This is a genomic window from Bacteroides sp. MSSM.1001136sp1_RTP21357st2_D2_RTP21359_211015 (assembly GCF_040913205.1).
Classification (GTDB): domain Bacteria; phylum Bacteroidota; class Bacteroidia; order Bacteroidales; family Bacteroidaceae; genus Bacteroides; species Bacteroides ovatus.
Genome location: NZ_JBDFVF010000037.1, coordinates 33,661 through 46,353 on the forward strand (window position 1 = coordinate 33,661; position 12,693 = coordinate 46,353).

Annotated in this window: 9 protein-coding genes; all 9 read left to right on the forward strand. The window is 41.6% G+C overall.

The window, feature by feature from the left end:
• Positions 1–27: 27 nt before the first annotated feature.
• Positions 28–1,581 carry a RagB/SusD family nutrient uptake outer membrane protein gene (locus tag AB5217_RS20385; protein WP_004304085.1) on the forward strand — a complete coding sequence of 518 codons (1,554 nt, stop codon included), beginning with the start codon at positions 28–30 and terminating at the stop codon, positions 1,579–1,581.
• Between the two features lie 34 nt (positions 1,582–1,615).
• The gene (locus tag AB5217_RS20390) at positions 1,616–3,034 is read left to right on the forward strand and encodes a DUF5121 domain-containing protein (RefSeq protein WP_032844253.1); all 1,419 of its coding nucleotides are present in this window, start codon (positions 1,616–1,618) and stop codon (positions 3,032–3,034) included.
• Positions 3,035–3,065: 31 nt separating this feature from the next.
• On the forward strand, positions 3,066–5,633 hold the full coding sequence (locus tag AB5217_RS20395) for a beta-mannosidase (protein ID WP_032844252.1): 2,568 nt from the start codon (positions 3,066–3,068) through the stop codon (positions 5,631–5,633).
• A gap of 45 nt (positions 5,634–5,678) precedes the next feature.
• The gene (locus tag AB5217_RS20400; protein WP_229115794.1) at positions 5,679–7,772 is read left to right on the forward strand and encodes a hypothetical protein; all 2,094 of its coding nucleotides are present in this window, start codon (positions 5,679–5,681) and stop codon (positions 7,770–7,772) included.
• A 73-nt stretch (positions 7,773–7,845) separates the two neighbouring features.
• A complete protein-coding gene (locus AB5217_RS20405) occupies positions 7,846–8,802 on the forward strand; it encodes a hypothetical protein (protein ID WP_004297097.1) in 957 nt (318 codons plus the stop codon).
• Positions 8,803–8,874: 72 nt separating this feature from the next.
• Complete coding sequence (locus tag AB5217_RS20410) at positions 8,875–9,189, forward strand: hypothetical protein (RefSeq protein ID WP_004297096.1); 315 nt, start codon at positions 8,875–8,877, stop codon at positions 9,187–9,189.
• Positions 9,190–9,276: 87 nt separating this feature from the next.
• On the forward strand, positions 9,277–11,436 hold the full coding sequence (locus AB5217_RS20415; RefSeq protein WP_032844250.1) for a TonB-dependent receptor: 2,160 nt from the start codon (positions 9,277–9,279) through the stop codon (positions 11,434–11,436).
• Positions 11,433–11,924: a DUF4625 domain-containing protein gene (locus tag AB5217_RS20420; RefSeq protein ID WP_004309723.1), complete on the forward strand. Its 492-nt coding sequence runs from the start codon at positions 11,433–11,435 to the stop codon at positions 11,922–11,924. Before AB5217_RS20415 ends, AB5217_RS20420 begins: the two co-directional genes overlap by 4 nt.
• A 162-nt stretch (positions 11,925–12,086) precedes the next feature.
• Entirely contained in the window at positions 12,087–12,686 is a 600-nt protein-coding gene (nrfH, locus tag AB5217_RS20425) for a cytochrome c nitrite reductase small subunit (RefSeq protein ID WP_004297093.1), read from the forward strand.
• Positions 12,687–12,693 lie beyond the last annotated feature (7 nt).

The following is a 12,693-nucleotide window of genomic DNA, read 5'->3' on the forward strand; positions in this document are numbered from 1 at the left end:
GTTCAACTCATTAAATCTAAAAAAGACATGAAACAGATATATTCTATATTTATATCCGCAGCTTTGCTGCTCAATGTAGGGCTGACCTCCTGTGATAGTTTCCTGACAGAAACACCGCAGGGAGAACTGACCGAAGCCAATGCTTTTACTTCCATAAAAGATGCGGAAGCACTGATTATCAGTTGCTATGACGGAATACAGAAGGGGCATGAAGAATATTATATGTGGTATTATATGATTCTTGCAGACTGTTTTGCGGATAATGCATACAGTGGTGGTGATGATGTGGATATCAATAATGTGTTCTTACGCGACCTGACTCCCCGTAATGCGGTTGTTATGAAATCATGGAAGTCGCTTTACGGAAGTATTATGCGTTGTAACGTAGCTTTGAAATATATACCTCAAATTAATGATCCGTTGTTGGACGCGGAAGCTTTTACCGGAGTGAGTAAACGTGAAGAAATGCTTGGAGAAGCTTCTTTCTTGCGGGCGTTGCATTATTTTAATTTAGTAAAGACCTGGGGATGTGTGCCTGTTGTGACTACTACGGGAAGCACTGCTCCGGCTGATGTGCAAGTGCCTCGTGCCGATTCGGAAGAGGAAGTTTATGCACGTATCATTGAAGATTTGGAATTTGCGTTGACCCGTTTACCGGACAAGCGTGCTACGGAAGCTGAAACCAGAGGATTTGCCAGTAAAGGGGCGGTTAACGCTTTGTTTGCAAAAGTGTATGCAACGAAAGGTGCACCCGGCAATGTAGAATGGGATAAGGTGAAGACCTATTCGGAAGCAGTGATGAATTCGCCGGTATACCGATTGGTGGATACGTATGACCATCTGTTTGACGATGAACATCGTAATAATAGTGAGACGATTCTGGCTGTACAGTATATCGCCAACAGTACGGAAAATAATTACGTACCTGTTCTTCTATTGCCTCCTTCCATGACAGAGCAGAATTGGCGTAAATATCTGACACCTTCCCAAAGTTTGCTGAAAGCTTTTGATGATGAAGGAGATCAGGTTCGTAAAAACTCTACGGTCATCTTTGAGGACATTAACAATATTTGGTTCGACCAGTATTATGCGCAACTGAAGAATGGACAATGGGAAACCCGCACATTGCCTTTCCCTTACAAGTGCAGGGCAAAGAATCGGGTAGGATGGGATTGCGGAGACTTGATCTATATTTTCCGTCTGGCTGATATTGTTTTGTTGCATGCAGAAGCAGTCAATGCTTTGTCCGGTCCGGCAACTGCAATAGCGGAACCCAATCTGCAAAAGATTCGTACCCGTATCGGACTTCAGGAATTGAATGCCAGTTCAAGAGAAGAACTGACCCGGCTCCTTTTGAAAGAAAGACGCTTGGAACTGGCTTACGAAGGAGAGCGATTCTTTGATTTGAAACGTTATGGAATTGCTCAAAGCACCCTGTCAAGTCTGACGTGGTCGGAAATTGTGGATGGAGAACAAACGACTGTTACGGGTAAATTCCCCGCACACATGTTGCTGATGCCTATTCCGCAGGAAGAAAGGGATCGTAATCCGAACCTAACTCAAAATCCGGGGTATAATTAATCCTCTTCCTTTATTAATCTTTAAATGAAGAAATATGAAAACGAATTTATATAAGCTTGTTTCATTCTATATATTTATCGGGTTACTGGCTGTTTCTTGCCAGAATCAGGATGAAATGTTTTTCGATCCGTCTGCCGAAGCACCTGTCATTGGAAAGTTATCCTTGAATCAGGAACAGTTGCAATATGGTGGGTCGGTAAAATTAAACGTGGAGGTGACGGATGCAGATGCCTTGTCGCACGTAGAAATACGCTTGGTTGCCAATCAGGCGGTGCTTTATTCCAAAACTCTTCCGGGAAATAATCAAAAGACATTGAAAGTGGAAGAAGAAATCGAAGTGCCGTTCGGACGTTTGTGTGGCGAGCAACTTGCTTCTCTGGAGGTTGTGGCTACAAATAAAAATGTGAAAACAGCAGAACAATCTTACGAGATTCCATTGGAAAGGCCGGATTTTGCACAATTATATGTAGTGGTTGGTGAAACAGGGGAAGAAATTGTGCTGCAAAGGGATGAAAGTAATCCGTTAACTCCTTATTTATATAAGGCTACTGTAGACTTGCCGAATAATACAAATGTGTTTATATATAGCGAGCCGGAAAAGAAAGGAATGGTATGGGGATTTGATGCCAGTACGAATACTTGCGAGTTGGCTTCGTCGCGTCCGGTTTCCCTTTGTGATTCACAGAGTACGGAAGAGAAAGTGAGAGAGGTGGTATTCGATGCTTTTTCTTTTGAGATTTCACCTCTGAAAAAGGAAATGACGGTAAATGATGTTGTCTTCATGCTATATAAGAAGAATGCGTCGGATAATGATTTTGTAAGCAATACACTTCGTGCCCAGAATGTTTCTTTGACAAACGGTGAAGAAGTGAGGACAGAATTGATTGATCTCAATGTGTTGAAGTTTGATCCGGATTTCTTTAAACTGGAAGGAGATAAGTTGATGTATATCGGGCAGACAGGTAATGTGACGTTATATATGAATACGATGTTCAACTTTGTTTTTGTAGAGAGTGCGGAAAATCCGTTAACTACTAATGTTTCCTATCCGGAAGTTTTGTTTGTGAATGGTTGGGGAATCGGTCGCCCGGAATTGTGGAACTATAATCCGGATTGGGATTTTAATAATGCAGTTATTTTCCGTAAAGTATCGGAAGATGCTACCCAAACTGTCTATTCACAGACTGTCATTGTCAGTAAATGGGTTCAATTCAAATTCTATAATCAGAAAGACTGGGGAGGTGAGTTCTCTTGTCCGAATATAACGTTTGAAGATGACAACTTTAAAGCCGTAGAAGAAAGCGGTAAACCGGGAAATTATAATATATCACCTTCGTTGGGTGATGACACGAGTTATAAATCAGCAGTTGCCAAGATTACATTTATTGTCCCGAAATCGGGAAATGCAACTCGTTTTCAGAGTACTATTCTGGTAGAGAGTGACCGGGATTAAGCAATCACTTATCATTTAACTAATTTGTATTATGCATAAAAAGATTCAATATATATTGTTGCTTATGTTATTTACCTGTTTGATACCTGTTACGGCGAAAAACAAAAGCCGGATCAGTCTGAATGATGAATGGCAGTTCAAGCAATCTATATCTCAAAGTTGGCTCCCGGCACAAGTGCCCGGAGCTGTACATACCGATTTGATGAATAATCGTATGATAAAGGACCCGTTTTACGGAGTAAATGAGAAATCCCTGCAATGGATTGGAGAAAAGGATTGGGAATATAAAAAGACTTTCATAGTAGATGAGGCTCTGCTTCAAGCGCCCAATGTACAGCTAGTTTTTGCCGGACTTGATACGTATGCCGATATTTATATCAATGATTATCTGGTGATGAAGTGTGACAATATGTTTCGTACATGGACTTTGAATCCTCTTCCTTATTTGAAGAAAGGGGAGAATACTATCCGCATCTATTTCCATTCTATATTTAAGGTGGATATGCCTAAGTACCTGGCGTCTCCTTTCCAGTTGCAGGCATGGCCTAATAATGATCAGTCGGATATTATGTTAAGCCTTTATGCTCGCAAAGCCGGATATAATTATGGATGGGACTGGGGCCCTCGTTTGATTACTACCGGTATCTGGAGAGATGTTTATCTGGAATACTGGGATGATATCCATATCGATGGAACTCAAATTATTACCCGGAAACTGGAGTCGGGAAAAGCGAAGATGGAGGCTGTTTGTACGGTGATGAGTGATGAGGATACGAAGGCAACGTTTACAGTGGAATATGATAAGAAAGAGGCTGTTCGTAAACAAGTAGCATTAACTAAAGGGATGAACACGGTACGGGTGGACTTCGAAGTGAAGAATCCTGAATTATGGTGGACTAACGGATTAGGCAATCCCCGGATGTATGATTTCGATATTGTATTGGATAAAGAAGGACGTAAGGTGACAGACCGTGTAAAGACGGGTATCCGTACATTGGAAATAGTTCGTGAAAAAGATGAACAGGGGCAGTCAATGTTTGTGAAGCTGAATGGAAAAGCGGTCTTTATGAAAGGAGCCAATTATATTCCTTTGGATAATTTTCCGAACAGGGTGCCTGAAAGTTGGTACGAATATATCATAAAGTCGGCAGCTGATGTGAATATGAATATGTTGCGTATTTGGGGCGGAGGTATTTATGAGATGGATGCGTTTTATGAAATGTGTGACAAATACGGTATTCTTGTTTGGCAGGATATGATGTTTGCCTGTGGCATGTTCCCCGCTGACGAGCATTATTTGAATAGCGTGGCCGAGGAAGTGAAGGATAATGTAAAACGCTTGCGTAATCATCCTTGCATTGCACTCTGGAACGGAAACAATGAAAATGAGATTTCATATTTCGGATGGGGATGGAAAGATCGTTATACGCCCGAAGAAGACAGAATTTATCAGAGTAATCTGCATAAACTCTTTTATGACGTAATTCCGGAAGCGATACAGGCTGTGGATGAAACGAGGTATTATCACCCGACATCTCCTGTGACCGGCTATAATAATATAGATTATAATATGGGAGATGTACACTTCTGGTCTGTCTGGAAAGGAGGATGGCTTGAAGAGTACACGGAAGCTAAAAACATAGGTCGCTTTATGAGTGAGTATGGTTTTCAGTCTTATCCGGAGATGCGCACCATCCGTCGTTTTGCAAGTGAACATGATTTGCGTTTGGATTCGGAAGTTATGTTGTCTCATCAGCGTGCCCGCAATGACCAGACTCGTGATCCGAATTTCGGGAATAATATGATGAAGATGTATATGGAGAAATATTTTAAAGTTCCCGATGATTTTAGTGCATTTGTTTATATGAGCCAGTATTTGCAGGCGGAGGCGGTGAAGATTGGAATTGAAGCTCATCGTCGTGCAAAACCCTACTGTATGGGAACACTTTATTGGCAGATTAATGATTGTTGGCCGGTAGCTTCGTGGTCAAGTATTGATTATTGTGGCAGATGGAAGGCTTTACAGTATTATGCCCGCGATGCATATGACGAGGTATTGGTTTCTCCTTATGCTTCCGGAAAACAAGTCGTATTCAAGGTCATTTCCGATCGTTTGCAAAAGATGAAAGGAGAGTTGGAGATAACGACTCTGACTTTGGAGGGACAGACGGTGTTCTCAAAGAAAGTTTCATTTGATTTGGGTGCTAATGGGTGTGAAGATGTGGCTTCGATAACAACTACGGAACTTTATGGAGGTAAGAAAGAGAACGAAGTTTTCATTTATGTGACGTTGAATGAAAATGGTAAAACGGTTTCTTCGAACATCCATTATCCGGTCTACTCCAATCAGTATACTTATTCAAAGGTGGCTCCTATTATAACGGTGGAGAAGACCAATGAAGGAGTCAATTTACGGCTTCGTTCTTCTGCACTGATTAGAGGGCTTTATCTTTATGTAGATGACGATGAAAGTTTCTTTGAGCAGAATTACGTAACGCTGATACCGGGAAAAGAGGAAGTGGTTCAGGTGAAGACTCATCTTTCAGCGGCGGCTTTTGAGAAGCAATTGAAATATCTCTCGGTAAATCAAGTCAATTGATTGTGAAATGTATATCTCAATCGGACCTATTAATACATAATAAAAATGAAGAAGATAATGAATAATATATTGGCAGCTTGTCTGCTTTCCAGCCTGATAGCTTGCACTTTGGATGATCCCTATATGCCGGTTAATCCAGAAGAAAAACCGGCTCCTCCTGTGGTTACGGAGTATCAGCCTATCGCTTTAACGATAGGGGCTAATGGTCGTTTTGATGTTTCCGGTTCCTCTGTAAAAATAGGGTTAAACGGGAAGAATTCTACTTATGGTGTTTGTCTGCCACAGATTGCGCAGGGACATTTTATTGCGGAGGTAACAGCTGATAAAACAACTAACTTTGGCTTGGCTATTGTCCGGGAGAAGAACGGGAAACCGGATTTCAATAATTATACTTCGGTGAGTGTGTGTACAGAATCCGGTGTGTCGACCGTACGGGTATTGGATCGTCAGGACGGAATAGATAACGTTTTGGATAATACGAAGAAGATAAATAAAAACGATTATTCTTTCCGTTATTCCATACCTCTCAATAATAGCTATTTTTCTGTTCCTTTTACAGCTTCTACAGGTAAGGCACGTATCATCAGGAATAAGATATCCGGTTTCTTTCATTTTTATGTGAGTGTTGGAAAAGAAATTGATGGGAAATTTCATGAGAACTGGATTGAACTTGCTCAATCGAAAGATTGGGGAGGACAGGGACAGAACTATTTTATTTGTCCGATAGTCAGGAATGGTAATGAAAACTCGACAGAAGTGAACTTTTCAGATATTCGTTTTGAAGAGTTTTCGGCTGAAGATGTCGTGGAGTCCTCTCCGGAATTTGATGTAAAACAGCGTAATTTTACATGGGCTGGCTTTCCGGGGGATGCGACGGTAATCAGTTTCAATCCGAAACATTGCCCGGCTGCTGCACAAAACAGACAATTTGTTTTCTGGTCGGAGGCAAACTTTGTACCTGCTTGGCACATGAATAACGAATTGCTTTATTGTTATGAGTTTGCTGAAACATGGTCGGATTTGAGTAAAGGATGCTTCGAGCCAATGTCGGATCGTTTGTTGGCGCATGCGAAAGTGGATATCATAGAGAATAATAAAGTAAGGAAAGTGGTTAAGTACCATTATGCGTTGGTAAATCCGGATTATAAGGCTCCTTATCCTGACGGGATATATCCGGAAGTAGACGAGTATTATACTTTCTATGCTGACGGAGTAGGCGTGAGACGCATCGAGTATATTCAGAAACAGGCGGGACAGGCTTATTATCGCTATCATGAGTTGAGTGAGCCCATGGTTATTTCCGGCAGTTCATCCATTCCATCAGATCATGTGAAACAACCGGCTTTTAGTATTTCTAATCTTTCAGGCAACCGGTATGATCTTTATCCGGCTAAACCATTTGATGAAGTCAACCAGAATGTGAAAAACTGGAAAGAGCAAATCTATACTGCTCATTTAAATAATGCTCCTGATGCTTTTTCTGTTTTCTCTTATACTCCTGAACGTCCGGAAGTCTCTCCGTTGCCGATTGAGAATGACTTGACCTGGCATGATATAAATTATCAGATGTCTCATTGGCCGGTAGATAAACAACCCTATTTAAATGCCCGTTATGGGGATTATGATAAGTCAACGGCTACCTGGCCGTCACAGGTCTCTCATTCTTCATTGATTGGCGTGGAGGCTAAAGGGGACGTTTCCTGGAATACTGCTTATCAGATTAATTCGGATGGAAATAAATATAGAGTATATTTGATGCTGTTGGGTATCAATCAACCTGATGCGGCTTCTGATATAGATGCGTATACAAGAGGATGGCTGTATATGGGAAGCCCGACGAATCTGAACGGAGTTTCTTATAATCCGGATGTAACAGGGTATTCCAAACGGGAGATGGTTTTGATGAAAACGACAGGTACAGGAAGTTGTCAGTTTACTTGTAACCTTACCGGCGCAGTGAAGAATCCTGTATTTAGAATTGATAATTGGACCGGAAGCGGAAATGTAACGGTCAAGGTTGGTGGAAAGACGTTGGTGTCTGATAGTGACTATTTGAGTGATAAAGTAGGAGGAAGCCTCGTAATCTGGCTTAATAAAACAATATCTTCTACATTCTCTGTCGAAATTATTCCGGTATAAAATGATCCTTTGGAGAGGACTTCTCAAATCCTCTCCAAAGGAATTTAAATAAATCAAGAGAGGTTGGCCTTTTATGAAATATATACTATTCATTCTTTTGTTTTTTCTCTGTTTATCCTGTTCACATCGTCCGGTTCAGGAGGTTGATACAGTTTCTTACAGAGGGTGGGAGAACTGCCTTAAGCTATCTAACAGGGCTGTTTCCGTAATTGTTAATCCGACGTATGGCGGACAAATTCTATATTTCGGCTTAGAGAGTCGTGGAGATAATATATTGTGGAGTGATTCTGTTATCAACGGTTGGACTGTAGAGAACTATATACGAACAAGACGAAGTCCTGATGCCGGTAGATTTGATATCGGTAATGAACGTAGAACGGAGAATATCCATGATTCAATTTGGGCAGGACCTTATCAAACCTTTATTGAGGAAGATAAATTGCGCTTGGTCAGCCATCCCTCACAGGCGATGGGTATTCAGGTGGAGCGGATTTACTTTTTGGAAGAGAACCAGCCGGTTCTGCATATTAAACAGCGAATGTCTAATATTTCAAATGGGGAGGTTGAATATTGTTTCTGGACACGTACATTACTGCCTGCCGGTGGGATTTACTATTGTGAAGCGATGCCAAATTCACAATATCCATTGGGATTTAGTGAGATTTCATTGTCAGCAGATACATTAATTCCCTCTCATCATCTGCAGGAACGTATTCATGTAGAGAATCATTATTTTACCGCATTTCCCGGAGGAGACGAACAAAAGAAATATGGGATAAATACTACAAACGGTATGTATTTCTATCAGTTCAGTGATTATTTGTATATCAAACAAAATAAGTATGTTCCACAGGGGAAATATGATAATAATTTGCAGGTGTGTTTTCCTAACATGATTTATTTTAATGATGAATTTTTGGAAATGGAACCGAACAGTCCTATGGTTAAACTAAAGCCGGGAGAGGCTTATGAATATGAAGAGATTTGGACATTAAGGGAGGTGAACTCTATTACTGATAACACATATTAAGATGTATAACTTGCTGATTATTTTTCATACTGTTATATTTGTCCCGCTATTCTATTAATCAATAGAGGGAGAATGTATCAAAAGAAAAATATAAGGGTATATATAGCATGGATGTTATTCATGACATTCATTCCCTTCTTTGTAGTGAAGACCTTTCACTATCATGGAAGTGAGGATGAAAAGTCGTGTTCCCATGCAAAGCATTCTCACCAATCATCTGATGATTGTGCGATCTGCCAATACTCCCTTTCTTTCTTTACTGAACCTCAACCGATAGAATTTCATTGCACACTGACGCTCGTGCCCTACGAGCCGATTATTTACCAGGATAAGGTTGTTTGCAAACGAACTTATTCGCATCATTTACGCGGGCCTCCGGTCGCATGATTACATACTCATATTTTCAATGGAGATAGATTGGCTTTCAATCTATCCTTACATTCATTTTACACATTAAATAAAAGATTGTAATTGATGCGTATCGGAATTATTTCGGGCGTAATAGGGCTATTTGTAACCTTATCCGTCCATGCACAGAAATCCGATTCAATCAAGAGCATGCTTTTGCCTGATGTTGTGGTAACCGAAACGTACCAGCAACGTCAAGCGAAAAAGTCTGCCCTTACGGTTGATGTAGCCGATCAGGATTTTTTGCGCAAACATTTTACAGGAAACTTCATGCAGGCGATGGAGAATATTCCCGGAGTACAGGCAATGGATATTGGTTCGGGCTTCTCCAAACCGATGGTTCGCGGAATGGGATTCAACCGGATTGCTGTATTGGAAAACGGAATCAAACAGGAAGGACAACAATGGGGAGCCGATCACGGACTAGAACTGGATGCTTTCAATATCGGAGCAGTCAATGTATTGAAAGGACCCTCCTCACTGCTTTATGGCAGTGATGCAATGGGAGGAGTGATTGATGTTGTTCCGTCGGCTGTTCCTGCTGATAATCGTGTATTCGGAGATGTCACACTGCTGGGTAAATCAGTCAATGGAACCATCGGAGGATCACTGATGCTGGGAATCAGGAAGAATGCCTGGTACTCCCATATTCGTTATTCGGAACAACATTTCGGTGACTATCGTATTCCGACGGATTCTATTGTCTACCTGACACAAAGAATTCCCATATATGGGCGTAAACTCAAGAATACAGCAGGCATTGAACGCAATATCGGACTTTTTACCCAATATCAACGAAGAGCCTATAAAGCGAATTATGCTGTGAGTAATGTATATCAAAAGACGGGATTCTTTCCGGGGGCACATGGCATACCCGATGCGTCACGTGTGGAAGATGATGGAGACAGCCGTAATATTGAATTGCCATTCAGTAAAGTGAATCACCTGAAAGTGACCACCCACCAGCAATATGCATGGGAGAAACTGATCTTGTCAGGCGATTTAGGTTTCCAGAACAATCACCGTGAAGAGTGGAGTGCTTTCCATACTCACTATGGTTCGCAACCCGCACCGGAGAAAGACCCCGATAAGGAACTTGCTTTTAATCTGAACACTTTCAGTGCTTCGGTGAAAGCTCGTTTTATTGGTTCTTCTTCGTGGGAACATATATTGGGGTGGGATGGACAACATCAACGGAACGACATTTCCGGCTATTCGTTTTTACTGCCTGAATATCGCCGTTCCACTACCGGAATGCTTTGGCTTACGACATACAGACCCAACAATGTGTTTTCAGTCAGCGGAGGAGTGCGATATGACTACGGATATATGAATATCTCTTCGCATGAAGATACTTACCTTGCCGATTATCTTCGGAAACAGGGCTATGATCCGGAACAGATAGACTTCTACAAGTGGAACAGTCACTCTGTGAATAAGCACTACGGTGATTATTCTCTTTCTCTGGGATTGGTATGGACTCCCTCCGACAAACATCTGGTAAAGGTGAATATCGGGCGTAGTTTCCGCCTGCCCGGTGCGAATGAGTTGGCTGCCAACGGTGTACATCACGGCACTTTCCGCCATGAACAGGGAGATGCAAACCTAAAGTCCGAACAAGGCTGGCAACTGGACGCTTCTTATCATCTGAAGTACCGGGGAATTTCTTTCTCCGTCTCTCCATTTGTCAGTTGGTTCAGCAATTACATCTTTCTGCGTCCTACTGGAGAGTGGTCTGTATTGCCTCATGCCGGACAAATCTATCGCTATACCGGAGCAGAAGCGCTATTTGCAGGAACTGAAGCTACCGTAGATGTTGATTTTCTGCGCAACTTCAATTATCGGATTTCCGCTGAATACGTTTACACCTATAATTGTGATGAACATATTCCATTGAGTTTCTCGCCACCTCCTGTTATGCGCAATACATTAACCTGGCAAAAGAATCGGTATATGTTGTATGCAGAATGGCAGAGCATTGCCCGGCAAAATAGAGTGGACCGTAACGAAGACCGTACAGCCGGAGCAAATCTCTTTCATCTGGGTGGTTCATTGAATATTCCGATAGGTGGAAACAATGAGATTGAAATAACCCTGACCGCCCGGAATATATTCGATACCCGATATTACAATCATCTTAGTTTTTACAGGAAAGTTGAAATCCCCGAACCGGGACGTAACTTCCAGATATTAATCAAAGTTCCATTTAAAAAATTACTGAAATGAAAAATAAATTTTATCTCCCAATGATTAGCCTTTTGGCAACAGTTACTTTCATGTTTTCCTCTTGTGATAATGATGACTCCAGTGATACGACCAAACCTCTGATTGAACTTCACGAACCGGAAGAAGGTCAGGCTTTGGAGATAGGAAACGAACATGGGGTTCATTTTGAAATGGATTTGTCGGATGATGTCATGCTGAAATCCTATAAGATTGAAATTCATAGTAATTTCGACCACCATTCACACGGAGGTAATAGCAGGGCTGCACAGGAAACAGTAGATTTTAGTTTCAACAGATCCTACGATGTGTCCGGACAGAAAACCGCCCATATTCATCATCACGATATTGTAATACCGGCCAATGCTACTGCAGGAGATTATCATTTGATGGTTTATTGCACGGATGCCGCAGGTAACGAATCTTATATCGCACGCAATATCAAATTAAGTAATGAGGTGGAAGACGAAGACCATCACCATGATGAATAAGACAATACATAGAGAAAGAATGAGGTGAGGTCAAAAAGGGACGTTTGACACATTCCCATTCTGTTTTTTTACGTAATGAGTATTTTTTCTTTCGAAAGGTGTAATATCTATTACACCTTTTTTGTTTCCAATCCTTTACTTTTGTGAAAAATACTTTTTCGTATGATGAAGTTTCCAATAATAAATCGACTCTTTCCTTCTTATAAATGGAAGGTAGCGGCTGTCATCATTGGCGGTGTTATTGTGGGTGGAGGAGCACTGTTTATGTATATGCTCCGGGCGCATACCTATCTTGGAGATGACCCGGCTGCATGCGTGAATTGTCACATTATGACTCCTTACTATGCAACCTGGTTCCATAGTTCACATGCCCGGAATGCCACTTGCAATGATTGTCATGTGCCGCATGAAAATGCTGTGAAGAAATGGACCTTTAAAGGTATGGACGGTATGAAACACGTGGCTGCATTTCTTACCAAAAGCGAGCCGCAGGTCATTCAGGCTCATGAAGCCAGTTCCGAAGTGATTATGAATAATTGCATCCGCTGTCATACACAACTCAATACGGAATTTGTGAAGACGGGGAAGATTGATTATATGATGTCACAGGTAGGAGAGGGGAAGGCTTGCTGGGATTGCCATCGTGATGTTCCTCATGGTGGAAAGAATTCCCTGTCCGGTACTCCGGGAGCGATTGTTCCTCTTCCGGAATCGCCTGTTCCCGAATGGCTCCGGAAGATGGTGAATCAGAAAGATAAATAAGAAATGA